The organism is Apilactobacillus ozensis DSM 23829 = JCM 17196 (genome assembly GCF_001435995.1).
Lineage (GTDB): Bacteria > Bacillota > Bacilli > Lactobacillales > Lactobacillaceae > Apilactobacillus > Apilactobacillus ozensis.
In genome coordinates, this window is the sequence record NZ_AYYQ01000002.1 from 26,274 (window position 1) to 51,956 (window position 25,683).

The following is a 25,683-nucleotide window of genomic DNA, read 5'->3' on the forward strand; positions in this document are numbered from 1 at the left end:
TAAAGGAGAAATTAATCATGCGATTTGGTGAAAGATTAAAAAATGAACGTAAAAATAAAAATGTTAGTCAGTCAGAAGTTGCTAAATATTTACATGTTTCTCGTAACACTATCTCTAACTGGGAAAATGAACGAAGTTATCCGGATATTGATAGTTTAGTTAAAATTAGCGATTATTATAATGTTTCATTAGACACACTTCTAAAAGAAGATATCGGAATGAAAGACTATCTAAGCAAAAAAGATGTAATTCATAATATAAAAACTTTTGAGTGGTTAATAAACGTCGCCTTCGTTATTAGTTTCTTTTATTGGATGTTTATAAACCCATCTGATTTGCATGTGTTTATAATTACCATGATTATTTCACTTGTGTGCGAGTTTGCGTCAATTTTAATTAATAAATGGCGTAAACAAATTCAAGGGGATAATATTTTTAATTTCGCTTTAAATATCGGATTACCATTAATATTTATATCTTCTGGAATTAAATCTATATTAAATGCAATACAGACTAATAATTTTATTAGAATTATGTTGGGTGGGGTTAGCGTATTGTGTTTTATTGCTATCACTTTAAATAATCTTACTGTATATATAAAAAATAAAAAGCGCTGTTAATAAAGCAGTGCTTTTTACATACATTTTTTCTGTAAATAATTTAGAACATATACACTTAAAATCCCAATACTAGTCCCAATTAAAATAGCAGCAAAACGTTCAGGAATAGCTTCGTTATTTAATAATGGGTTACTAAGTTTAGAAATTAAAATAGCCATAGGAGTTGTAAAAAAGTTTCCAACTAAAAAGTTAGTGTTTATTTTCCAATAAATAAGTGAGTTAAATATTACTAACAATATTGATATAGCGATTGGTGAAAAATTAATTGATAGAATAGCATACGAAATTATACAACCAACAATTGTACCTAATACATAGTTTTGGTGACGTTTAAATGCGTGTGACATTGATTTAGCTTGCAAAATAGATGAACATGCAATAACTACCCAATAGTAGTTTAAAATGCCTAAGTTTTGTCCAACATAATACGATAAAAAGACCGCAAATCCATATACAAAAGACTTAATTATAATATCATAAGATACTTTATCTACGGAAAAAGTTAATTTATTAGTGGTATCTGCTTTTTGTTTATTTTAAAATAGTTAAATATAAGTTCGTTAATAGCTGCTAAAATAATTGAAATTAGTATGCCCACCGATAAATAAAGTACCGATTCGGTTGTAGTATAAGCATTAATATATTTATGTACTCCGGCAATGCAAGATATCATAACTAAGAAAAATGGTCCGGGTCCGGTTAAGTTCCATAATTTATTATAGAAAAAGAAAAAACAGCAAATTGTTCCTAAAATTAAAGCGGTAATCCACGGAAATATGTTAGAAATAGTCATTATCAAAAATGCTATGATGCCTGAAAATCCTGCTATAAATACATTTTTTAACCCTTGATAGTTTTCTTGTGGAATATAGTAGTAAAAAAATAAAGACCCTAAAACTACTAAAGTACCTAATTTAATATTAGATACTAATTGCATAATTGTCATTGATATTGCTAATGATAAAAAAATTTGATATTTTCAAAGAACAATTGCCTAAATTTATTTTTTTTATGCATGAAATAACCCCTTTTAATTAATGTACAATATTGACTATACCACATGCTTTAACTATAATTTTTAAAATTAAAAAACTATCGCTAATTTAGCGATAGTTTTATTATTAATGCGTAGGATATTGATGTTCAATTTCATAGACTAATTCGGGGTCATCACCATTACGCTGATTTTTGTTTAAGTTGTTTATCATACCAATCTCTTTATCAGATAATTCAAAATCATAAATAGCTTGGTTTTCTTTAATTCTTTGTTCATTTTTAGACTTTGGAATAATTGCGACGCCGCGTTGAAGATGCCAGCGTAAAACGACTTGAGCAGTGGATTTTCCGTGCTTTTCAGCAATCTCTTTAATCGTGGCATCTTGTAACACACTGCCACGTCCCATTGGACTCCAGGCTTGTGTAATAATGTTTTGACTCTTATCATATTCAATAAGAGCGGGTTGACTTAGGTAGGGATGATTTTCTATTTGATTCACTACTGGCATTTCACGAGCTTGGGTTTTTAAAAGCTCTAGGTGTGCGCGGTGATAGTTACTAACCCCAATTGACTTTACTTTACCGGCTTCTTTAGCATCTTCTAACGCACGCCAAGTTTCAAAAAATTTAGAATGAATAGGCCAATGAATTAATAATAAATCTAAATAGTTAGTTTGTAATTTCTCTAAGGATTCATCGATTGCACGTAGTGTTGAATCGTATCCTTGCTTAGTTTCTGGTATTTTAGTGGTGATAAAAAGGTTTTCTCGATCAACACCAAATTTTTTAATCGAATTACCTAATAGGTCTTCATTTTTATATAGTTGAGCGGAATCAAAAAGACGATATCCGTTTTTATATGCCGCTTTAAATGCTACGTCCATTTTTTCTTGTGTATCTAATTTATAAGTTCCAAAGCCTTCTATTGGCATAATGTTTCCATCTGATAGTTTTATATTTTTTTCCATTGGTAAGCACTCCTTAATTCTTAATTTTATGATAATTTAATATAATAAGTATAAATTAAAGAAAACTATATATTAAAATAGTTATTCAATTAATTATTTACAGAAATGAGGTATGGGAATTGTCTGAAAATAATTATTTAAAAAAAGGTTTAACTACATCCCAAGCTCAAAAATATTTTGAAGAGGGTTTTCATAATACTAATCATTCTAATTTAACTAAAAGCATTCCGCAAATCATAAAGTCTAATACTTGGACTTTATTTAATTTGATCAATATTGTTTTAGCGGCTATGGTCTTTTATACCGGCGATTATAAGAATTTGTTATTTATTGTTGTCGCAGTTGTTAATACAATTGTGGGAACTATTCAAGAAATTCGTTCTAAACGTCAACTAGATAAGATGGCTATTCTCTCTAAAAGTAACGTAAAAGTCCTTCGTGACAATAAACTCGTTGAAATTAGTCAAAACGATATTGTCTTAAATGATGTTTTACTACTCAATCATGGGGATCAAGTTCCAATTGATGGTAAAATTGTTCAAACCAATTTAGTAAGTGTTGATGAATCACAAATTACTGGTGAATCGAAACCAATTGCTAAACATACTAATGACCAAATCACTTCGGGTAGCTTTATCATCAGTGGTAGTGCCTACATTTTAGTTGAAAAAGTGGGAGCTGATACTTTTGTTAACAAAATTACTAATGAAGTTAAACATGACAACGGCAATGAAAACAACAGTAAGTTACTTAATACTATCAACAAAATAATTAAAGTTCTCACTATTATTATAGTTCCTTTAGGAATTATTTTGTTTGTTTCTAACTTAATGCATGGTAATGATGTTAACAATTCAATTCTTGGAACCGTAGCTGCGATGACGGGGATGATTCCAGAGGGATTGGTATTACTTTCCACGGTAACGCTAGCTGTTTCAGCTTTAAAATTAGCACGTAAAAAAGTGTTAGTTAGGAATTTACCAGCAATTGAAACTTTAGCTCGGGTGGATACCTTATGTCTTGATAAAACCGGAACGATTACGACAGGTCAGCTAAAATTTGCTAGAAAAGTTAACATGAGTGATGTTTCAGATGAATATTTAGATAAAACAATTGGGGCAGTTATTTACGCTGATGAAGATTCTAATGAAACTGCACTAGCTTTAAAGAACGCTTTCAAAAAGCCTGATTTAAAAATTAATAAGTATATTCCATTTGCTTCCGAAAGAAAATGGAGTGGTGCTGATGTAGAAAACTTAGGAAGTTTTGTGATTGGCGCACCACAATTTGTCTTGCCAAACATGTCAGATGACACTAGACAAAAAATTGAAAGTTACACTAAAAATGGTTATCGAGTTTTATGTCTAGCTAAAAATCAATCTTTACTACAAGAAAAATTAGATAACCCCAAGCTACTAAGTTTAATCTTAATTAATGATTTAATTCGTCCAGATGCAGTTGATACGCTAAAGTATTTTGCTGAACAAGACATTAACTTAAAAATAATTTCTGGTGATGACCCAAATACAGTTGCTAACATTGGCAAAAGAGTTAATATTCCTAACGCCGATAAGATGATTGATATGTCAACAGTTAGTGATGATGATAACTTTGTGAAGATTGCTGACAAGTATACGGTTTTTGGCCGAGTCACTCCAGTTCAAAAGAAAAAATTGGTTAAAGCTTTACAAGATAATCAACATACTGTTGCAATGACTGGGGATGGAGTGAACGATATTTTATCCCTAAAGCAGGCCGACTGTGGAATTGCGATGGCTTCAGGTAGTGAAAGTGCCAAAGGAATTTCTAACTTTGTGTTACTAGATTCTAATTTCTCATCAATGGTAAATGTTTTAGGTGAGGGACGTCGCGTTATCAATAATATCAGCAGTGTCTCTTCACTATATTTGATTAAAACAATGTTCTCTTTAGCGTTGAGTATTTTGTTCATCTTTTCAAGCCACGATTATCCATTTCAACCAATTCAGTTAACGCCAATTAGTACGTTTATGGTGGGCTTACCATCATTTTTACTAGCTTTAGCACCAAATTATCAAAGAGTAACCGACCAATTTTACCGTAAGATTTTTAACGTAGCCTTGCCCGCTGCAATTACGATTGTCAGTTATATTCTAGTGATTATGTATGCTGGAAAAATGTTTGGTTTTGATTACATGGATCGTTCATCTTTAAATGTGCTGATTACGGGAGTTATTTGCTGGATAGCACTTTTTCTAGTTTCTAAACCAATTAACAAAAATAAGTTGATGATTATAATTCCGACGGGAGTTATTTTCTTGATCGTATTTCTTTTCTTAGGCAAACTATTCGACTATGTTTCCATGTTCGAACTACCAATTGCGGCAATTGCGTTAATAATTGTTTTAACTGCTTATCCAGTATTAACCATTGTACAAAAATTAGTGGTTAAGGTTATTCATCGATATGATAAATCTTAGATAATCTACTATGATATAATTATCTCAATGAGGTGCTTTTATGAACGAAGAATATAAGCGTTGGCAATCGCAAATGGCAAATATTACATTGCCAAAGTGGGATGACTTACCTAAGTTTGACTTATACATGGATCAATTAATTGCAGTCGTTAATGAAGCGGTCGTGCCACTAGGTGCGGATATGGTCACTAAAACGATGGTTAATAATTATGTTAAAAATAAAGCTACTTTTGCACCAGTTAAGAAAAAATATCAAACGGCTCACATTGCTGATATCATAATTATTAGTTTATTAAAGCCAATTTTTTCAATTAGTGACATTCGAGCTGGGATTGATGCAGTTACTAAAAATAATTTTCCTAAACAAGCATACGATGAGTTTATTACGCTGTTAGTTTCTAAACTCCATAACTTAGCTCAAAATAAAGCTAATGTAGATTTTAAGAGTGACACTGATGAACTGCTAAGTGTTATTGCAGATACGATTGTAGATCGTTTGAAGGCTAATAATATTTATAGTTCAATTTCACACTACTAAAAAAGTCTTGGAATATATTCCAAGGCTTTTTACATATATTTTTCAGCTTCTCTACGATAGTAGATAATTGAAGTTGGATCTAAATTTAATTTTTGTGAAATAACGTCATCAGGTAAATTGTGACCAATTTGAACCATATAATTAATAACATAACTTTGGTATAACACACTAGGGTCTAATTCAATACCTAACATTTTTTCGCTAGGATTTAGATACTTGTGCAAACCCGGTAAAGTTAAAATAGGGTTATCGCTATATCTTTGTTTCAAAAAGATATCTGAACTATTTTGCTTAATTTGAATGGGTTTGATGAATTCGTCAAAACATTTCAAAAATTGTTTTTCATTTTCGCTAAATTCAATTTTGCTCATTAACTTGTAAAAGCCAGGTTTTAAAAATTCTTTGACCGAAAAGCCTTTACTAATTAGTAATAAAGTTAATTTAGTGTATTGATTAACCTTCTCATCACTGAGAATTTCTGACAGAGCGTTTAACCACTTAGTTGATAATCTCTTGAGTTTTTGTGGCTTTGGTTTACCTTTTAAAGTTAAAGTGGGTAAATTGTTAGAAAACCCGTGTGTAAATAGAAATTTAAAGTAGATATTAATATGCGAAAGGATTTTATTGTAAGTTAAATTTTGAATCGAACGATTATCTACTAGCATCTGCATGTATTGCTCAACATCTCGATCTAATAGTTGACTAACGCGGTGGTTTTCTTGATAGCTAAGGTTAAAGTTAGATAAATACTCAAACATATCAATCAAGGTAGCAGTATATTCATCAATTGTAATTGGGGCGAGACCCTGAATCGATAAATATTTTTCAAACCCATCTTGGTAGGGGTAGTTATTAGTAGACAATTTAATAGCTCCTTTCTAAATAGTATTTTTAAATAATTTGATTATTGCACAATTTATTTTATTGTATCAGACTTTCAGCGTAAAAGATTTATGTTTAATTGGATAAGTCGTTTTTATTGATTTTTTTGTTTACAGTTGTAAACTATAATCATAAATTATTTAAGGAGTATAAATATGCAAAATGATATTACTTTAAATATTACTTCTGCTGAGTGGGAAGTAATGCGGATAGTCTGGACGCTCAAAAAAACTGACAGCAAAAAAATTATTGAAGTATTATCCAGTAAAAAAGGTTGGAGTGCTTCCACCATAAAAACTCTAATTGGCCGTTTATTAACTAAAAATGCTTTGAAATCGGATAAACAAAAAAGAAAAAATATTTATTTTGCAAATATTGATGAACAAGATGCTAGTGAATTAATGGCCATTAATGCTATTAACAATGTTTGTTGTATGCAACAAGGAACCGTAATTAAATATTTAATTAATAATTTGGAAATAAAAAAAAGTGATATCAGAGATTTGATTGAAATTTTAAAGCGTAAAGAAAAAGACGCTAAAACAGAAATCAATTGTAACTGTCTAAGTTGTCCGAAGGAGGAAAAACTATGAGTGATCATAACAACATGAAAAATATGGATATGCATCATGATGCACATCATGAAGAAATGCATCATGAAATCAACATGAATCATTGTGATATGGAATCTATGCACCATGATATGTCTAATCATGGAGATATGATGATGCATGGTGGACATATGATGCATATGGGAAATCTTAAAAGAAAATTTTGGGTATCATTGATATTAATGATACCAATTTTACTGATGTCACCAATGATGGGCATGCGATTACCATTTCAAATAACCTTTACTGGTTCTGAATATTTAGTAGCCATTTTAAGTACTATATTGTTTTTTTACGGTGGGAAGCCATTCTTCAGTGGTGCTAAGGGTGAGTTTAGTGCTAAAAAGCCTGGGATGATGGCTTTAATTGCTTTAGGCATAACGGTAGCATATGGATACAGTATTTATGCAGTTTTAGTGAATAATATTTTTACGAGGCTTGGCCCCGTTAATGACTTTTTCTGGGAACTATCAACCTTAATAGTAATTATGTTGCTTGGGCATCGTATTGAAATGAGTTCTGTCAGCAGTGCTGGTTCGGCGGTGAACAGTTTAGCTAAGTTATTGCCTTATAATGCACACCTAGTTAATGATAATCAAGTTTTAGATATTTCCGTTAATGATATTAAAAATGACCAGGTACTTTTGATTAAGGCTGGTGAAAAAATTCCGGCAGACGGAATCGTGCAAAGTGGCAATACTTTTGTAAATGAGTCTTTTATTACTGGTGAATCAAATAAGGTAGCTAAAAATGAAGGCGATAAAGTTATCGGTGGTGCCATTAACAGTACTGGTAGCATTAAAATTTTAGTTACAGGAACTGGGAATGATGGATATTTATCAAAAGTTATGCAAATGGTTCAAGATGCGCAAAGTGATAAAAGCAATTCTGAAGATTTAGCGAACAAAGTAGCTGGATATCTATTTTATGCAGCGTTATTAGTAGCTTTAATTGCCTTAATAAGCTGGCTACCTATCAAGGGAATTAGTTTTACTTTGCCAATTGTCGTATCGGTCTTAATTATTGCCTGTCCGCATGCACTAGGCTTAGCGATTCCATTGATAACTGCTCGGAGTACCAGTATTGCCGCTACTAATGGTTTATTAATTCGCAATCGCACCAGTTTGGAAAAAATAAACCAAATTAAGTATGCTTTCATGGATAAAACAGGCACCTTAACTGCTGGTGATTTTAAAGTTAATACGATTGAAAGTTTTAACGATACAATTTCTGAAACCAAAATTCTACAATTGGCCGCTAGTTTAGAAGCAGAATCTAATCACCCATTAGCGAAGGGAATTGTCGATTTAGCTAAAAGTAAAGGTATTAAACTTATCAAAGCTGATAATTTACAACAGATAAATGGTGCGGGATTAAGTGCTAATATTGATTCAAATAATTATAAAATAGTTTCACAAAAATATTTACAGCAAAATGGTTTTAACATTCCTAATCACAATAATAATCCAGAAGATACCGTTAGCTATCTAGTTGAGAATATTGACGTGATTGGGATAATAACTGAAGGTGATTCAATTAAACCCAGTTCTAAAATGATGATTGATTTTCTAAAGAAGAATCATATAGAACCAATTATGTTAACTGGTGATAATAGGAATGCCGCACGTAAAGTAGCCAACATTCTTGGAATCAACCAATATAAATCAGAACTATTACCGGAAAATAAACAAGCAATAGTTAAAGAGTATCAACGAACTGGCGATGCTATATTTATCGGTGATGGGATTAATGATGCCCCAAGTCTTAATCAGGCTGACATTGGGATTGCAATTGGTTCGGGAACTGATATTGCAATTGACTCTGCCGATGTGGTTTTGGTTAACAGTAATCCTAAAGATGTGATTAATTTAATCAGACTAGCTAAAAAAGCACGTCGCAAAATAGTTGAAAATTTATGGTGGGGAGCTGGATATAATATTATTGCATTACCTATAGCAGCTGGAATTCTTTATCCATTCGCTGGATTTTTATTAGATCCAATGTTAGGTGCTATCTTAATGTCATTAAGCACAGTAATTGTAGCCATTAATGCTATGACTTTAAAAATAAAATAGTAAAAAGGTTATAGCCATATCTGATAAGATAAAGCTATAACCTTTTTTGTAGGAGTACATTTTTTATGAATAAAGTAAATTTGGTCGCTAAATATGTTAACGACAAACTGGCTAATGATAAAACTGGCCATAATATTGATCATATTCAAAGAGTTGTTAAAATGGCTAAGTTAATTTTGCAAAGCGAGCCGGCTGCCAACGCACAGCTTACGATTGTATCCGCATATTTACACGATGTAATTGACGATAAGTTAGTTGATAGTGTTGAAATTGAAAGCTTAAAATTAAGACTATATTTGATTAAATGTGATTTTAGTAATGGTGAAATTGACGACATTTTTAATATCATTAATAACATGTCTTTTAGCAAAAATTTAAAATTTAAACGAACATTAAGTTTAGAAGGGCAGATTGTTCAAGATGCCGATCGATTAGATGCGATTGGGGCCATTGGAATTGCGCGAGCTTTTTATTATGGGGGACATTTCGGTGATGTTATTTATGATGAAAATGAGCGACCGCGAACTTTAGAAAACGCTAAACAGTATCGTAAACACACAACGATTATTAATCATTTCTATGAAAAACTTTTAAAAATATCGCACCAAATGAACACAAAAACCGCTATTGAAATAGCGGCTCGTCGGACTCAATATATGCAAGATTTTCTAAAAGAATTTAAATTGGAATATAAAGCTAAAAGGTGATTATTTTTTAATATCCACGAATTTAGCTTTGGTTAATCTAGCAATTTCAGTAGCATTAACTTTTACTGAACGACCAATTTGACCAGATGAAACAAAAATATCACCTTGTTCTTTGGCTTCATCATCAATATAAATTGGATAACCAAATTTTTCATAAATTCCAATAGGCGTATTGGCACCATGTGCGTAACCAGTAGTTTTTAATAAATCTTTTAATGGCACCATGTTAACTTTTTTATTTCCCGATTCTTTAGCTAATTTTTTTTCATCTAAATGGGCATCTAGTGGAACCACCCCGACTACTGGACCAGTAGTTTTTCCATTTAAAACTAATGTTTTATAAATCATATGCTCATCGACAGTATCATCTTTAACATCCATTTGAGCTACATCGCCTTCTTCATGTGTGGGGAAAATGTGCTGCTGGTAAGGTATTTTATTTTTATCTAAAATTTGTTCTACTAGCGTTTTATGAATGTTATTTTTCTTTTTCTTTTTTGACATTCAAACTCACCTCATTTGTTATTTTATCATAATCACATCGGTGTCTATAAATATTGAAAACGTAAATATAAAAATCTGTTATACTTTATTTGTAAATTTATAGTGCGATTTGAGGAGAAAATATGGCAGATTTAGTTTATCGAAAGGTCATGCATGATTTAAAGCAAAAAATTATTGCAAATGCTTTTCCAAACAAACGATTGCCTGATGAGCGAAGCCTTAGTGAACAGTATTCAGTCAGTCGTAGTTCAATAAAGCGTGCTTTGAAGATTTTGGCGGATCAAGGAATTATTTTTAAAAAACGTGGTTCAGGAACTTTCATTAACCCGCTATTTATGAAAAACAAAACTATTTTTCATTATGAAGGTTCCAATCTAGGGATAACCGACAGTTTAAAAAGCCAAGGGATGACCCCTAAAATAAAATTGTTGAGTTTCAAAGTAGTTCCTGCAAGTGAAGAATTACAACAAGATTTATTTCTATCAAAGGGTGACTTTGTTTATGAAATAAAGCGTTTACGTTCTTTTGATAATCAACCGTTTATGATTGAAACTGGTTATATCCCAATAAAAATAGCCCCAGAATTATCTCAAGAGATAGTCTCAGGCTCTATTTTTAATTATATCGAAGAAAAGATGCATAAGCGGGTAACTCGTTCTTTTCTTTCAATTTTGGCTAGTCCTTCTAATAAAGAAGATCAAAAACTGTTAGATTTATCAGCAAATGAACCGGTTGGTATTATGGAAGGAATCTTTTTTCTAGATGATGGAACTCCCTTCGAAGTTTCTAATATGCGATTACATTATAAATATTTAAGATATAACACTTTTGTAATGTTAGATGATTATTAAAAAAATGCAAAAACAATTAAAAAAATTGGACTATTTACGCTCAATCGTTCATAATAGTCTCGATAATTAAGATGATTGGCGTGTAATGTGGTAATTGGACCGTATCAATTATTAAAAAGGTTGACTTTTTATGAAAACCCTTTATCATATTCATTGTAAACAAACTGCTGGGTCAACTAGTAGTTTTGCTAATCATTATTAATTTCAATAGTATTTTCAATAAAAGGAGTGTTAATTAATGGCAGAAGATTTTGATTCCAAAGCATATTTGGAACAATTAGACAAATACTGGCGTACTGCTAACTACTTATCAGTAGGTCAATTATATCTAAAGAAAAACCCATTATTAAAGACAAAATTAACATCAGATGACGTTAAAGTTAAACCTATAGGTCACTGGGGTACTATCGTATCTCAAAACTTTATCTACGCTCACTTGAATAGAGCTATCAACAAGTACAACTTGAACATGTTCTACATCGAAGGTTCAGGTCACGGTGGCCAAGTTATGGTTTCCAACTCATACATTGATGGCAGTTACTCAGACATTTACCCTAACATCTCACAAGATGAAGAAGGTATGGCTAGATTATTCAAACAATTCTCATTCCCTGGTGGAGTTGCATCACATGCTGCCCCTGAAACTCCAGGCTCAATTCATGAAGGTGGAGAATTAGGTTACTCACTATCACACGGTGTTGGTGCTATCCTTGATAATCCAGACGTAATTGCTGCTGTTGAAATTGGTGATGGTGAAGCTGAAAGTGGCCCTCTAGCTGCTAGTTGGTTCTCTGACAAATTCATCAACCCTGTTACTGATGGTGCTGTTTTACCTATCATTAACATGAACGGTTTCAAGATTTCTAACCCTACTATTATGTCACGTATGAGTGATGAAGAATTATCAGATTACTTCAAGGGTATGGGCTGGAAAGCTTACTTCGTTGAAAACGAAGAAGATTTCGATGACCACATGGCTTACCACGAAAAAATGGCTAAAGTTATGGATCAAGTTATTCCAGAAATCAAAGCTATTCAAAAGAATGCTCGTGAAAACGAAACTGCTGAAACTGCTACAGAACCAGTATGGCCAATGATTGTTCTTAGAACACCAAAAGGTTGGACTGGTCCTAAGTTGGACTTAGATGGTCAACCAATTGAAAATTCATTCCGTGCTCACCAAATTCCACTTCCTGTATCAAGCGACAACATGGAACATGCTGACTTGCTTGTTAAGTGGTTAAAATCATACAAGCCAGAAGAATTATTCAATGACGACGCTACTATTAAAGACGATATCAAGGCATTAGCACCTAAGGGTGACCAACGTATGTCTGTTAACCCAATTACAAATGGTGGTATCGATCCTAAGCCATTAGTATTACCTGACTACAAGAAGTTTGCTGTTGAAATCAAGACACCAGGTGAAACTATTGCTGAAGATATGAGTGTATGGTCAAACTGGTTGGGTGCTGTTATGGAAGCAAACCCTAACAACTTCCGTGCCTTTGGTCCTGACGAATCAATGTCAAACCGTTTGTACGGTGTGTTCAATGAAACTAACCGTCAATGGATGGAAGACATTATGGAACCTAATGACCAATATGTTGCTCATTCAGGTCGTTTAATCGATTCACAATTATCTGAACACCAAGATGAAGGTTGGTTAGAAGGTTACGTTCTAACTGGTCGTCACGGTTTCTTCGCAACTTACGAAGCCTTCGGTCGTGTTGTAGATTCAATGTTAACTCAACACTTCAAGTGGTTACGTAAAGCTGCTGACCAAAAATGGAGAAGAAAGTACCCATCATTGAACTTTGTTGATACTTCAACTGTATTCCAACAAGATCACAATGGTTACACTCACCAAGATCCAGGTATGTTAACTCACTTGGCTGAAAAGAAACCTGAATTCATTCGTGAATACTTACCATCTGATGCTAATACTTTATTAGCTGTTGGTAACGTTGCTTTTGCTAGTCAAGAAAAGATTAACTTAATCGTTACTTCAAAACACCCACGTCCACAATGGTTCTCAATTGAAGAAGCTACTAACTTAGTTAACAATGGTTTAGGCTACGTTGACTGGGCTTCAACTGACCAAGGTCAAGAACCAGACGTTGTTATGGCTTCTGCAGGTACTGAACCTACTTGGGAAACTCTTGCTGCAATTTCAATCTTGCACGAAGAATTCCCAGAAATGAAGATCAGATACATCAACGTTGTTGACTTCTTGAAACTACGTTCTCCTAAGGTTGACCCTCGTGGTTTAACTGACGAAGAATTTGACCGTCTATTTACAACTGACAAACCTGTTGTATTTGCATTCCACGGTTTCGAAGGTCTAGTTAAAGATGTATTCTTCGATCGTCACAACCATAACTTACACGTTCATGGTTACCGTGAAAACGGTGATATCACTACACCATTTGACATGCGTGTATTGAATCAATTAGATCGTTTCGACTTAGCTAAAGAAGTTGTTAACGACATTCCAGAATACTCAGTTAAGGGTGCTTCATTCGTACAACGTATGAACGACATGATTGACAAGCACAATGCTTACATTCGTGAAGTTGGTACTGACTTACCAGAAGTTAACGCTTGGCAATGGAAACCATTGAAGTAATTTAATTATTTCAATGAAATATGAAAAAGACTTGCTCAAATATTTGAGCAAGCCTTTTTTGTTTACATTTATTTACTATAAAAATAAAAGGACTGTAGTTTTACAGTCCTTTATTGTTTACATTTAAATTATTTTATGGCTTCACCAATAAAATCAACATTTGATTCTAAAACTATATTAGAGTAAGGGGTGATTTCTCCGGTTCTTACACTTGCGATGTTATTAGAACTATGACACATGTTTTTAAGTTCTTCGTGTGATACCCATTCAATATCTACATCGTCGTCTAGAAGTTTCATGATGTTTTCTAGTTGTTTAGGATTTTTGGTTTTAATTTCTTGTGCTAAATATACTTTTTGAACTTTCATTTCGGATAAAGTGGCTTTTAAAACGTCAATAAACTTGGGTAAGCCTCTGACTACTGAAAGATCTATTTTCCTACCATCATTTTTAATTGGTAATCCGCAGTCTCCAATTGTTAGCCACTGTGTATGTCCAATTTGAGATATAGCTTCGGATAATTTAGTGTTTAACAAGTTGGTTTTTCGCATTATTAAACACCTCCATATTTCTACCTAATACTACTAATACTTCGCTTTCCGAAGGGATACTAGGTTGGGCACCGTTTCTTGATACAGTGATTGAAGATGCTGCAGTTGCATATTCCATAGACTCTTTCAAGTTTGACATGTCATGATTTAATCTAGTTGCCATGGCGCCAATAAAAGTATCGCCAGCAGCTGTTGTATCAACTACTTTAGAATCAATTATAGGAACTATACCATTTTCACCGTTAGCGTTCATGTAAAATGAACCTCTAGCTCCTAAAGTAATAATAACTTGTTTAATTCCGTCATTGAAATAATAGTTAGCATTTCGTATTAAATTATCAAAATTATCGGCTTGAATTCCAGTTAGAAGGTATGTTTCATGTTCATTAGGAGTTATCATGTCAGTATTTTGAAGTAATTCTTCAGGTAATCCACCTTTTTCTGGCATTGGAGCTGGATTTAAAATTGTTTTGACACCATATTTTTTCGCAATTTTGAATGCCTCAATAACTGCGTCGATTGGTATTTCTAATTGAGCAATAATAAAATCTGAATTTTTAATGACTTCTTCGTTCTTTAAGACATCTACTGGGGTAATATCTATATTTGCACCACCATAAATATGAATTATGTTATCACCAGTTTCTTCAGAAACCGTGATATATGCTTGGCCAGTTTGTTCTTTTTCTGAACGCATAACGTTACTAGTAACTAAGTTCTTTACTTTCATATTTTTTTCTATATTAAATTCTTTGCCTACTTTGGTTAAAATAATTGTTTTGGCATTTGATCTAGCCGTTGCAACTGCTTGGTTTAGTCCTTTTCCACCCATTGCTTCTACTATGTGACTATTAGTTTTTAAAGTTTCGCCACTTTTTGCAAATCTAGGAACTTTTATAACTTTATCAATGTTTGTTGAGCCTAAAACCGTAATAGTTTTTGTCATAAATAAAACCAGCTTCCAAAAGTATATTGTTAAGTATTTCACTTAACCTAAAAACAATATACAACAGTATTTAACGTTTGTAAAGAGTTTTATGAAAACGTTTGCAAAATTAATCAAGTGAAACTTTTCACTTGATTAATTTGAAGATTAGTATAGTATTTTAGTTGAGTTAATTTTATAGTTTTTGGGGTGATTTTATGAATGTTGAAAAGAATCAAGCTGCTCAAATGGCCGTTAAAAAAATAGTTAATAATTCTGTGGTAGGATTAGGTTCTGGTTCTACAGCTTCCATTTTTATTGAATTACTTGCTAAACGAGTTAAAGCAGAACATATGAATGTAGTTTGTGTTGCTACTTCTATTAAATCTGCAGAGCTAGGTTCTAAATTAGGACTAGACGTAGTTGATATTGATGATGTAGAGTCGATTGATGTAACCGTTGATGGAGCTGATGAAGTTGATGCTAATTTAAATGGTATAAAGGGTGGAGGAGCAGCGCTACTGTTCGAAAAAATAGTCGCTAGTAAATCTAAATATAACATTTGGATAGTTGATTCTAGTAAATTTCATAATAAGCTAGGCAAGTTTAAGTTACCGATTGAAGTTATAAAATTTGGCTCTCAGCGCATATTTGATAGTTTACAAGAAATGGGCTTGAATCCTACTTATCGTTTAAATGATGATTATACTAGACTTTTAACTGACTCTCATAACTATATTATTGATGTTGATATAAATAAGTTTAAAAATTTAAATTCATTATCCAGAAAAATTGAAGGCATGGTAGGCGTAGTGGAACATGGCTTATTCCTAAATGTGTGTGACGAATTACTTATTGGCGGATTAAATAAAGATATAAGAAGATCAAAATTATCTAAAGGTCTCGTTTTAAACTAAAGCAAAAATGAAGATAGTCTTAAATAAGATTATCTTCATTTATTTTTAGAGTAATAGTTTTCATGCTGAACGGTAAAGTTAATCTCATTTTCCATGACTGTAACAACATTTGATGATTATCATTAATTTTGTTATAAAGCGGATCTCCGATGATAGGATGACCAATGTGACTTAGGTGAACTCTAATTTGATGTGTGCGACCAGTTTGTAGCTCCACTTCTAATAATGAATTATTGTTTTTAGTTTTGATAACTTTATATTGAGTGAGCGCCTGCTTAGCATTAGCCCCGTTCACTTTACGTTTTCGTGGGTCTTGATTATCGAAGCCAATTGGTTCAGTTAATAATCCGTGATTATTTACAAGAGTACCATTTACCCATGCTAGATAGTATCTTTTAATTGTTTTTTCTTTGATTAATCTAACCAATATAGGTACTACTGCTGGATTTTTACCAATAATGATGGCTCCAGAAGTTTCCTTATCAAGCCGATGAATCATATAGGCATGCTGATTATTTTGATTTAAATAGGATTCAACAAAATTTAATAAAGTTCCTTTTTCTGATTTATAATTAGGATGAGTTTTAATTCCGTGGGGCTTATTTACAACGATTAAGTCGCCATTTTCATAAATTATGGATATATTCTTTGAATTATCTGGTAATATATTTTGAACTGGCAAAGTAAAGTCATTTTCTTTGAAAATTAAAGTCAGTTTGTCATTATTTTTTACGTTGAAATTCATTGGTAAATAATTTTCATTTATTAGTATCCGTTTGTCTTTTCTTAGCGAGTAAATTAAATGTTTGGGGATTAATAGTTCGTTAGCAAGATAACTTTTAAGGTTAACGTCTTTTTCACTATTAACAGTTAAATTGTATGACCAAGTTTTCATTTTAAAATTCCTTCAGTTTTTTGTATGTTATATTTAATGTAATGCTTTCAAAATAAAATAACAACTACAATAATTTTGGCGGAGGATGATTATGGATAAAAATAAAATAACATTAATATCCGTTTTATCTTTATTAATGTTTGTTTTAGTCGATATAATGATGAGTACCAAATGGATTGGTATTGATAATAGTAATGGAGTACTTAGAACTATTATTTTAGCAATTATATTATATCTAGTGCCTATTGCTCTGGGGTATTTGAATTGGAAATTTGCGTATCACTTGTTAGGAATAATAGTTGCCATTTACACTTTAAACTTTTCAGCTGTCTTTATAGTTATGCTACAAAGCACTAACGTTGGCTTAGTATTAAAAAGTTTAATGATTGTTATTGCGATTTTAGGAATATTAACTAACTTAATGTGGTATCGTATTGCATGGGGACAAATTCGTAGTGACTATGTAAGAATAGTCAAGCGAAATATAAAAAAGTAAAAACAGGTAAGGTGTTTTAAAAAATGGAAATGAATGCGAAAGAAATGGTAGATTTATTATCTGAAGATAATTTTGTAACTGATAAATTTACTACTAAGCAAAGTACTTTAAAAAAAGATGCTAATAGCATTCTTGATTCGTTAGTTAAGAGTATGCAAAATGGAATCACAGCTGGTGAAATAAAGTCTTGTGAGCTTAAAATTGAAGATTTAGATGCGACTGTTTATCTACAGAATAATATTATCAACTTACCTTTTAGATATGCCAAAAACATTGGTAAAATCATTAAAGATAGTGATAATTTAGAAATGTCAGTTTATATGATTATTGAGTCTGACGATGTAAACCGTTCTAAGCTTAGAATTGATAAGTTAGCTGATGATAAAATATTTTTGGAAAGAGACTTCACTGCTGACTTTGTTTCTTGGCTAAAAATTCAGTTAGACGCAATTGAATCTAACAAAAAAGAAAAGAAAGAAAAAGAAGATAGTAAATAAAGCTGAAATGTGTTATTATTTAAGTGCGATGAGTCGAGAAGATCACGCCATTTTATGGTTCGCTATAAGCGATTAAGTGATATTTTCAAGCGGAGTACGTTTTCCTACCGTATTGTAGGGTATTTGATTCATTGGATATGTGAAATCTAATGGATTCACTTATTTATAAGTGCCGTTAAAAAAGCATCCAACTTCGGTTGGGTGCTTTTTATTTTACCAAGTATAATTTATCATGAATTAAATCAAATGGTTTATGGTGCTTATTTAATGACTCAGTTTGTTTATTTTCTATTAAATCGGCCATTTTCCAGAACTTTTTTGAATTAGTTGCGCCATTTTTTTCTCCAATTACAATGAAATCAATGTCTCTATCTATTGACCTTATTTTATTTAAAATATCGACGTCAATTTCGATTCCATCTGGCGACCAACACATAATTATATAATCGATATCGTTTTTATATTTTTCAATAGCACTAAGGGCATCTATTTTTTCAACGTTGGTTAACAAATGTTTGCCAGTTTCGTTTTCATTAACCCATTCCATACTATCTGTAGCGATTATGTCTTGATTTAAGTTCCGTAATCCTTTAGAAATATAGCCATTGCCGGCCATTATTTCCAATCCTTTTTTATTGTTTACATATTTGCTGATGTCATGAATAAAGGGGGCAGAAATGTATGCCCACATGCCATATTCGGTTTCTAAATAATCTCTAAATGATCTTAAGTCCTTATCTAATTTAGGTAAATTATCAGATAATTTGTTCCACAACCTATCGCCTTCGGGGTCGCCTTGTGCATATTTAGAATTTACATATTCAAAAATGTGGTCTTGAATATCATCATTTAAAATTAAAGGTGGTAAATCTTGAGGAAGTTCGTTTTGTTTAATTAAGCGATTGGCCTCAATTATATTATTAACTAAAAATTTTATTTCTGGAAAATCCGCGTATATTTTTTGATAATTTTTTAGTCGTTCTATATACTTCGGCTCTGATTTTATGATTTTGTTTTGTTTTTTTAATTTTTTTAATAGTTTTCGTTTATCCATAATTTTCCCCTAATATAAATTTGTTACTTATAATTCTATGTTAAAAGATAATATGTTGCAATTCATGTCACTTTTAGTTACATAATTTTGTGTTTTGAAACGTTCTCATTGGATTAATTTAACATTTTAGTATCTTTTTATAAAAACAATGTTATAATTTATAACATAAACTTAAAGGATGCGATATAAAATGGATGTGGCAAGTACTGTTTTTATGTTTTTAGCTAGTATTTTGGTTTTATTTATGACGCCAGGCTTAGCATTTTTCTATGGAGGTTTAGTTTCTAGAAAAAATGTAGTAAACACAATGCTTTCGGTATTTTTCATTACAGGAATTTCAATTTTGCTTTGGATATTAGTGGGGTACAGTTTATCTTTCGAAGGTGACTATTACGGCATGATTGGTAATTTTAAACACGTTTTTATGAATGGGATTGATTTAAATTCGCTTACTACTTATAAAATTCCAACTAGTATTTATTCTATATTTGAAATGTTTTTTGCAATCATATCTCCAGCACTATTCGTTGGTGCGGTAGTAGGAAGAATTAAATTCAAATTTTTAGCTTTATTTATAATCTTATGGTCGTTATTTATTTATTATCCAATGGTACACATGGTTTGGTCTACAAATGGGTTCTTAGCCAAATTAGGAACTTTAGATTTTGCAGGTGGAACGGTAGTACATATTAATGCCGGAGTAACTGCTTTCGTTCTTTCAGCATTTTTGGGACGTAGAATAAAGAAAAACTTGAACTCAAATAGTCATTATAACCTTCCATGGATTTTATTAGGAACCACTATTTTATGGATTGGCTGGTATGGATTTAATGCCGGATCTGCTTTTGGTTTGAACAATGTAGCCATGCAAGCGACCGTAACTACCACCGTAGCAGCTGCTGCATCTATGGTATCTTGGGTAATTTTAGATGTTATATTTGTTAAAAAGCCACAATTAATAGGTGCTTGTACAGGAACTTTATGTGGTTTAGTGGGAATTACTCCTTCGGCAGGATATGTAACCGTTTTTGGATCATTTATAATTGGAATATGTGCAACCTTAGCTAGTTATTTATTTGTAAATTATCTAAAGGCCAAAATTGGGGTTGATGATGCTTTAGATGCCTTTGGTTGTCACGGAGTTAGCGGAATTTTGGGTAGTATCATGACTGGTTTATTTGCTACCAAGAGCGTTAACAGTGCAGTAATTCATAATGGATTATTCTATGGCGGTGGTTTTAAACTACTAGGCGTTCAAACTTTTGCTACAGTTCTAACAATTTTATTTGTTGCTATTTTTACAGCTATAATCATATTATTCCTTAAGTTATTCATGCCAATGCGTGTTAACCACAAGGATGAAGTAGTTGGGCTAGATCGTAGTGAACATGGTGAAGATGCTGATTACACTGTTGAAATATCCGATGGTATCGATGAACGTAAAAGAGACATGTACTTGCATTCAGATGAATTTCAAGGTCAGTTTGCACAACTTAATTCGCATTCAAAAAATCATTAATAACTCTAAAAGCTTTACATAAATATATGTAGGACTTTTAATTTGTTCTTAATTAGCTTAATATTCTATATTGTATGTAATAAAAAGCGTTGAAGGTGAAATTTTTGAATAAAAAGCTAAAACATATATTAATTGGAATTTTGAGTGTCGTTATTATTTTAGGAGTATTACTTTTTGGGGCGGGAATGTACTTTTATAATGTCGCAGTAGTACCTTCACAAAAAAGTTTTATATCTAACAAACCCGTTGCTAAATCATCTCCACTGTATCCTGGAGAACAATGGTATAAAAACGATGCCCATAAAATTTTATGGACCCAAAAATCAGTAGGCGGCAATTTAAAATTAGATGCTAATTTTATTCCAGCTAACCAAAAAACTAATAAAACTGTAATTGTTGCACATGGTTTTATGGGAAATAAAGAGAAAATGGCCCCATACGCCTATATGTTCCACAAAATGGGCTATAATGTCTTAACTCCTGATACTCGTGGTCAAGGTAAGAGTGAGGGAAACTATATTGGTTATGGATGGCCAGACCGTTTAGACTATATTAAATGGATGCATAAAGTCATTAATTACACTGGTAAAGATTCTAAACTTTTTATGTTTGGTGTTAGTATGGGCGGAGCCACTACTATGATGGTTTCAGGTGAAAGGGTTCCTTCACAACTTAAGGGCTATATTGAGGATTGTGGATACACAAGTATTACGGACGAATTAAACTATCAAGCTCAGCAATTATATAGTTTGCCAGCATTTCCTAGATGGCCGTTAATACCTATTTTGAGTGGTATTACACATGTTAGAGCGGGTTACAGTATGTACGACGGTTCTGCTTTAAAACAAGTTAAAAAGAATTACTTACCAATGATGTTCATACATGGTTCAAAGGATACCTTTGTGCCAACTAAAATGGTTTATCCATTATATCAGGCTAGTCGTGGACCTAGAGAACTATTGATCATTAAAAATGCTAAACATGCGTCATCATATCAGACTAATCCGAAGTTATATACTGATAAAGTTAAACAATTTATCAATAAATACATGCATTAAAATCTTTTAACGATTTAAAATCGTACTATTTTAATAGTATAATTAATCCTGTTAATATTATTTAGGAAGGAGGAGATGGATTGGCACAAACAAGTATTTTGTTATTATTAGGTTTAATTAGTGTTGTTTGTGGAATTATTTTCGACAAAAGACAAATTAATCAAAAAATTAAAAAATCTAAGCAAGCGGCTAAAAATTATTTAGTTCAAAATGATAAAGATGTAAAAAAACAATGTTCGACACTTATTCACGAAAGTAAGCAAGAAACTGAAAAGTATCGTTTAAGTACACAAGAAGACATTGATTATCAGGCTAAAGAAAACGATAACCGTCAGCAAAGAATCGAGCAAAGAGAGCGCTATTTGTCGCAAACTAAAAAGCGTTTGATGGATTATTCTGAATACCTTAAGGAACAAGAAACAGCGAATGATAATGTTCAACAAGAACTAGATAATTTAAAAAATGAGGCAGAATCATTATTGTCACAGCGAGCATCTTTACTAGAAAATCAAAGTCAAACTAGTAAAAGTGAGGCTAGGGAAAGCATTATTAATGCAGCTAAGAACGAATTAAGTCGTGAAAAAGACGTTGAAGTTCGTTATCAAAATGAAGAGATTAGGGCTAATGCTAAGAAAATAGCTAATGATTTAATTATTGATTCAATTCAAAGAGGGCCCAAAGATGAGCCACGTAATCATATTGATAAATCGATTTTATTGCCAAATGGTGATATCAAATTAAAATTAATTATGCATGATGAGCAATGCCTTAGAATTATCGAATCATTAACGGGAACTGATTTGATTTTTGATGAACGCGATCCACTTTTGCTACAAATTGCGACACATGATCCAATTCGTAGAGAAATAGCTAGAAATGTCTTAGAAAAATTAATTATTTCTCGTCAAATAACTCCTAATGGAATTGAAAAACAAGTAAGCATTTCTACCCAAGATGTGCATAATGAATTAAGAGCAGTTGGTGAACATGCTGCTCGTATTCTCAATCTTAAGCACATTAATCCTGATTTATTAAAGATATTAGGTAAACTTAAGTTTAGAACCAGTTATGGTCAAAATGTTTTATCACATTCGATTGAAGTAGCTCAAATATCTGGAATCTTAGCATCTGAACTAGGTTTAAATGTTAGTTTAGCTCGCAGAGCAGGCTTGTTTCATGATATTGGTAAGGCTATTGACCATGAAATTGATGGGACACATGTGGAACTTGGGGTTGATTTAACAACAGCCTTCAATGAGGATGCAGTAGTTATTAATGCGATTGCTTCTCATCATGGGGATGTTGAACCAACTAACTTAATTTCAAAATTAGTGGCTACAGCGGATGCCATTTCTGGAGCACGTCCTGGTGCTAGAAGTGAGTCAGTTGAAGAATATGTAAATCGATTGAAGAGCTTAGAGCATATAGCTAATGAACAAAGTGGTGTTAAAGAAAGCTATGCAATCCAAGCTGGTCGTGAAATTAGAATTATTTTGAACCCTGAATTAGTTGATGATAATCAAAGTAAAAAAATTACTAATGATGTAAAGAATAGGATTGAATCTGAGTTAGTATACCCTGGTAAAATTAAAGTTACTACGATTAGAAAACTAAGAGCAGTTCAGTATGTTGGTAAACGTAAAAAAATAGCTAAATAAAAAAGTAACTCCAAAACGTCAAAGGAGTTACTTTTTTATTATTTTAAAATTATGATTATTTTCAGCTTTTATCAGCTTATGATATTTTAAATATTCAGCAATCACTTGACTCATCGGAGTTGGGTCACTTTTTATGACTTTTGCATCATTGAACATTGGAAAATGCCCACCACCAGAGGCTCGGTATTGATTCAAAACGATTTTTAACTTTTGATTTTTAGTAATATTTTTTCCGTGATAAGTTATTTTTTCCACACGTTCGCCAACCGGTTTACTAACATTAATTGTATAATCAATGCCTTCATACATATCATAGTTATAGTGTCTAGCTTTAGGATATAAGAAATTAGGATTAACTATAATTTTATTATTATCAACCGCGAAATAGTTGGCACTAATTTCAATGGCCTTTTTTAATTCACTACCATTAATTTCTAAGACAGATAAGGAATTAGGATAGACGTAATTAGTTATAATGTTGCGCATGGTGATAGGATTTTCAAATCCATGAGCTTCATTATTAAAAAGTGCGGTAGCCGATATATCCACGCCCATTTTATCCATTTGAACTTTTTGGACAAACTGAATAAAACTATTTTTATTTAATCTGACTTCAAATGGGTTACTGAATTTCATACACCCATCAATTTTAGCTAGAGGTTTATCTAACCACTGATTTAATTGATTTTGAATTGGTGTCACTTGTTTTTTAATGCGAGCATCTAGAGTGTAATCACCAGTGGAAATTAATTCAGCGTTGCTACTGGTTACTTTATGTTCTTTGTTAACGTTCAAAGTTATTTTGCCTACATATTGGCCTCTACGACCTTCTTGAACGATTGGGACGCCAAATAATTTGCCAGACATTTTACGGTGTTGATGTCCCGTTATTAACGCATCAATGCCTTTAACTTCTTTTAGTAGTTGATAACTTTCATTTTCTCCAGAAAACTTTTCCGTTAAATTTCCTTTTAAATCACGTTCAAAACCACCGTGATAGCTAACTATAATAACGTCAGCTTCTTTTTTCATAATTGGTATGTATTTTTTGGCAGCTTGTACTGCTGAAACAATTTTTAAGCCATTTAAATTTCCATAATTAGCCCACTTATTAGTTCCTTGTGTAGTTAAACCTAAAAAACCGACCTTAACTCCGTTAATACTTTTGATATTATAGGCTGTGCCAAAAGCAGGTTCATCTTTTTCATTTAAAATATTAGCACATAAAAATTTACGATTAGATTCTTTAATCGTATTTTTAAGGTAATTAATTCCGTAATTAAATTCGTGATTGCCTAAAATTCCATAATCATAATCCATTAGGTTAAAAACGTCATCAATTTGTTTTGGTGAAGTTTGATTTAAAACCTTTGCTATGTAATACGCAAGTGGTGATCCTTCTAAAAAATCTCCATTATCAATAGTTACCACATTATCTAATTTTTTTTTCAAATCTTTTAGACAACTAGCAACTTTTAGCATCCCAAAGGGCATTTCTTCATTATTTTTTACGTAATTAGTAGGAAAGATAAAACCATGTGTATCGCTTGTAGTTAAAATGTTTATTTTCATTTAGTCACTCCCTGCTAAATAAGATTGTTAGTAAAATTATAATCTTATTTTAAGGTCGTGTAAATTTATTTATTCACTACTTTTATGAGAAAATGTTTAAGGAATGTTTAAATAAATAAACATTATGAACTAATTACTTTATTTATGATACTATTGAAGTAGTCAATATTACGTATTTTTTGTAAGTAAATTGACATTATATCGTTTTTTTAACGATTGAGGAGTGATAAGTATGTTGAATCTTTATGTAGCACCTAGTAGTGCATCAAGTCGTAAAGCTAGAGCTTGGTTAAAAGCTCACAATATAGCATTTAAGGAAAGAAACATTAATTCCAATCCTCTAAATGTGGATGAGATTAAGCAAATACTTCGTCTAACTGAAAATGGCAGTGAAGACATTATTTCTACTCGTTCAAATATTTTTAAAAAACTAAACTTAGACTTAGATGAATTATCATTGTCTGAATTAGTCGATTTGGTGGTTAAATATCCTGATTTGATTAAACGTCCAATCATTTTTGATGATAAACGTTTGGAAATTGGATACAATGAAGAAGAAATCCGTCGATTCTTACCTAGATCTGTGCGTGAAGCTGAACTTCGCGAACTAGAATCACAGCTAGGAGCTTAATCTAAAACTTAATAATGAACTTTTAATGAAGTGCTAACTATGTTTAGTTAGTGCTTTTTTTATTTTTAGT

At 31.9% G+C, this 25,683-nt stretch carries 25 protein-coding genes; 15 read left to right on the forward strand and 10 right to left on the reverse strand.

What is annotated here, in order from left to right; all coding sequences use genetic code 11:
- Positions 1 to 17: 17 nt before the first annotated feature.
- Entirely contained in the window at positions 18 to 620 is a 603-nt protein-coding gene (locus FD06_RS07475) for a helix-turn-helix domain-containing protein (RefSeq protein WP_082605232.1), read from the forward strand.
- A 14-nt stretch (positions 621 to 634) separates the two neighbouring features.
- Here the strand turns inward: FD06_RS07475 and FD06_RS00770 are convergent, their stop codons facing one another.
- The 3 genes from FD06_RS00770 to FD06_RS00780 form a co-directional block, all read right to left on the reverse strand.
- The gene (locus tag FD06_RS00770; RefSeq protein ID WP_082605233.1) at positions 635 to 1,093 is read right to left on the reverse strand and encodes an FUSC family protein; all 459 of its coding nucleotides are present in this window, start codon (positions 1,091 to 1,093) and stop codon (positions 635 to 637) included.
- Positions 1,094 to 1,122: 29 nt separating this feature from the next.
- Complete coding sequence (locus tag FD06_RS00775) at positions 1,123 to 1,566, reverse strand: hypothetical protein (RefSeq protein ID WP_056965590.1); 444 nt, start codon at positions 1,564 to 1,566, stop codon at positions 1,123 to 1,125.
- 175 nt (positions 1,567 to 1,741) lie between these two features.
- Entirely contained in the window at positions 1,742 to 2,584 is an 843-nt protein-coding gene (locus tag FD06_RS00780) for an aldo/keto reductase (protein ID WP_056965591.1), read from the reverse strand.
- Positions 2,585 to 2,703: 119 nt separating this feature from the next.
- Here FD06_RS00780 and FD06_RS00785 point away from each other — a divergent pair, with 119 nt between their 5' ends.
- On the forward strand, positions 2,704 to 5,043 hold the full coding sequence (locus tag FD06_RS00785) for an HAD-IC family P-type ATPase (RefSeq protein ID WP_237757212.1): 2,340 nt from the start codon (positions 2,704 to 2,706) through the stop codon (positions 5,041 to 5,043).
- A gap of 40 nt (positions 5,044 to 5,083) precedes the next feature.
- On the forward strand, positions 5,084 to 5,581 hold the full coding sequence (locus FD06_RS00790) for a DUF1836 domain-containing protein (RefSeq protein WP_056965593.1): 498 nt from the start codon (positions 5,084 to 5,086) through the stop codon (positions 5,579 to 5,581).
- Between the two features lie 29 nt (positions 5,582 to 5,610).
- On the opposite strand, the gene FD06_RS00795 is transcribed toward FD06_RS00790, so the two are convergent.
- Positions 5,611 to 6,444, reverse strand: a complete 834-nt coding sequence (locus FD06_RS00795; RefSeq protein ID WP_056965594.1) for a phage integrase N-terminal SAM-like domain-containing protein — start codon at positions 6,442 to 6,444, stop codon at positions 5,611 to 5,613.
- 174 nt (positions 6,445 to 6,618) lie between these two features.
- Here FD06_RS00795 and FD06_RS00800 point away from each other — a divergent pair, with 174 nt between their 5' ends.
- The 3 genes from FD06_RS00800 (at position 6,619) to FD06_RS00810 (ending at position 9,856) form a co-directional block, all read left to right on the forward strand.
- Entirely contained in the window at positions 6,619 to 7,056 is a 438-nt protein-coding gene (locus FD06_RS00800) for a CopY/TcrY family copper transport repressor (RefSeq protein WP_056965595.1), read from the forward strand.
- A gap of 74 nt (positions 7,057 to 7,130) precedes the next feature.
- Positions 7,131 to 9,149, forward strand: coding sequence for a copper-translocating P-type ATPase (locus FD06_RS00805; protein ID WP_420834743.1), 2,019 nt, complete (start codon positions 7,131 to 7,133; stop codon positions 9,147 to 9,149).
- A 65-nt stretch (positions 9,150 to 9,214) separates the two neighbouring features.
- Positions 9,215 to 9,856: an HD domain-containing protein gene (locus tag FD06_RS00810; protein WP_054657497.1), complete on the forward strand. Its 642-nt coding sequence runs from the start codon at positions 9,215 to 9,217 to the stop codon at positions 9,854 to 9,856.
- Here the strand turns inward: FD06_RS00810 and FD06_RS00815 are convergent, their stop codons facing one another.
- A complete protein-coding gene (locus FD06_RS00815) occupies positions 9,857 to 10,360 on the reverse strand; it encodes an aminoacyl-tRNA deacylase (RefSeq protein WP_056965596.1) in 504 nt (167 codons plus the stop codon).
- Between the two features lie 122 nt (positions 10,361 to 10,482).
- Here FD06_RS00815 and FD06_RS00820 point away from each other — a divergent pair, with 122 nt between their 5' ends.
- Both FD06_RS00820 and FD06_RS00825 read left to right on the forward strand, forming a co-directional pair.
- A complete protein-coding gene (locus FD06_RS00820) occupies positions 10,483 to 11,211 on the forward strand; it encodes a GntR family transcriptional regulator (protein ID WP_056965597.1) in 729 nt (242 codons plus the stop codon).
- A gap of 238 nt (positions 11,212 to 11,449) precedes the next feature.
- Positions 11,450 to 13,840: a phosphoketolase family protein gene (locus FD06_RS00825; protein WP_056965598.1), complete on the forward strand. Its 2,391-nt coding sequence runs from the start codon at positions 11,450 to 11,452 to the stop codon at positions 13,838 to 13,840.
- 128 nt (positions 13,841 to 13,968) lie between these two features.
- Here FD06_RS00825 and rbsD read toward each other — a convergent pair whose 3' ends face one another.
- Together rbsD and rbsK are read right to left on the reverse strand one after the other, a co-directional pair.
- Complete coding sequence (rbsD, locus tag FD06_RS00830; RefSeq protein ID WP_054657495.1) at positions 13,969 to 14,391, reverse strand: D-ribose pyranase; 423 nt, start codon at positions 14,389 to 14,391, stop codon at positions 13,969 to 13,971.
- Positions 14,363 to 15,337, reverse strand: a complete 975-nt coding sequence (gene rbsK / locus FD06_RS00835; RefSeq protein WP_056965599.1) for a ribokinase — start codon at positions 15,335 to 15,337, stop codon at positions 14,363 to 14,365. The genes rbsD and rbsK overlap by 29 nt, the downstream gene beginning before the upstream one ends.
- A gap of 197 nt (positions 15,338 to 15,534) precedes the next feature.
- Here rbsK and rpiA point away from each other — a divergent pair, with 197 nt between their 5' ends.
- On the forward strand, positions 15,535 to 16,233 hold the full coding sequence (gene rpiA, locus FD06_RS00840; protein ID WP_056965600.1) for a ribose-5-phosphate isomerase RpiA: 699 nt from the start codon (positions 15,535 to 15,537) through the stop codon (positions 16,231 to 16,233).
- 19 nt (positions 16,234 to 16,252) lie between these two features.
- Here rpiA and FD06_RS00845 read toward each other — a convergent pair whose 3' ends face one another.
- On the reverse strand, positions 16,253 to 17,128 hold the full coding sequence (locus FD06_RS00845; RefSeq protein WP_054657493.1) for an RluA family pseudouridine synthase: 876 nt from the start codon (positions 17,126 to 17,128) through the stop codon (positions 16,253 to 16,255).
- Between the two features lie 91 nt (positions 17,129 to 17,219).
- Between FD06_RS00845 and FD06_RS00850 the strand changes: the two genes are divergently transcribed.
- Positions 17,220 to 17,624: a hypothetical protein gene (locus FD06_RS00850; protein ID WP_056965601.1), complete on the forward strand. Its 405-nt coding sequence runs from the start codon at positions 17,220 to 17,222 to the stop codon at positions 17,622 to 17,624.
- Between the two features lie 23 nt (positions 17,625 to 17,647).
- The gene (locus FD06_RS00855; RefSeq protein WP_056965602.1) at positions 17,648 to 18,121 is read left to right on the forward strand and encodes a hypothetical protein; all 474 of its coding nucleotides are present in this window, start codon (positions 17,648 to 17,650) and stop codon (positions 18,119 to 18,121) included.
- Positions 18,122 to 18,329: 208 nt separating this feature from the next.
- On the opposite strand, the gene FD06_RS00860 is transcribed toward FD06_RS00855, so the two are convergent.
- On the reverse strand, positions 18,330 to 19,175 hold the full coding sequence (locus FD06_RS00860; protein ID WP_056965603.1) for a hypothetical protein: 846 nt from the start codon (positions 19,173 to 19,175) through the stop codon (positions 18,330 to 18,332).
- A 190-nt stretch (positions 19,176 to 19,365) separates the two neighbouring features.
- Here FD06_RS00860 and FD06_RS00865 point away from each other — a divergent pair, with 190 nt between their 5' ends.
- The 3 genes from FD06_RS00865 (at position 19,366) to rny (ending at position 23,410) form a co-directional block, all read left to right on the forward strand.
- The gene (locus FD06_RS00865) at positions 19,366 to 20,694 is read left to right on the forward strand and encodes an ammonium transporter (RefSeq protein WP_056965604.1); all 1,329 of its coding nucleotides are present in this window, start codon (positions 19,366 to 19,368) and stop codon (positions 20,692 to 20,694) included.
- Between the two features lie 95 nt (positions 20,695 to 20,789).
- Positions 20,790 to 21,752, forward strand: a complete 963-nt coding sequence (locus FD06_RS00870; RefSeq protein WP_420834742.1) for an alpha/beta hydrolase — start codon at positions 20,790 to 20,792, stop codon at positions 21,750 to 21,752.
- A gap of 80 nt (positions 21,753 to 21,832) precedes the next feature.
- A complete protein-coding gene (gene rny, locus FD06_RS00875) occupies positions 21,833 to 23,410 on the forward strand; it encodes a ribonuclease Y (protein WP_237757213.1) in 1,578 nt (525 codons plus the stop codon).
- A 27-nt stretch (positions 23,411 to 23,437) separates the two neighbouring features.
- Here rny and FD06_RS00880 read toward each other — a convergent pair whose 3' ends face one another.
- Entirely contained in the window at positions 23,438 to 24,982 is a 1,545-nt protein-coding gene (locus tag FD06_RS00880) for a bifunctional metallophosphatase/5'-nucleotidase (protein WP_056965606.1), read from the reverse strand.
- Positions 24,983 to 25,214: 232 nt separating this feature from the next.
- Here FD06_RS00880 and spx point away from each other — a divergent pair, with 232 nt between their 5' ends.
- The gene (spx, locus tag FD06_RS00885; protein ID WP_056965607.1) at positions 25,215 to 25,613 is read left to right on the forward strand and encodes a transcriptional regulator Spx; all 399 of its coding nucleotides are present in this window, start codon (positions 25,215 to 25,217) and stop codon (positions 25,611 to 25,613) included.
- Positions 25,614 to 25,683 lie beyond the last annotated feature (70 nt).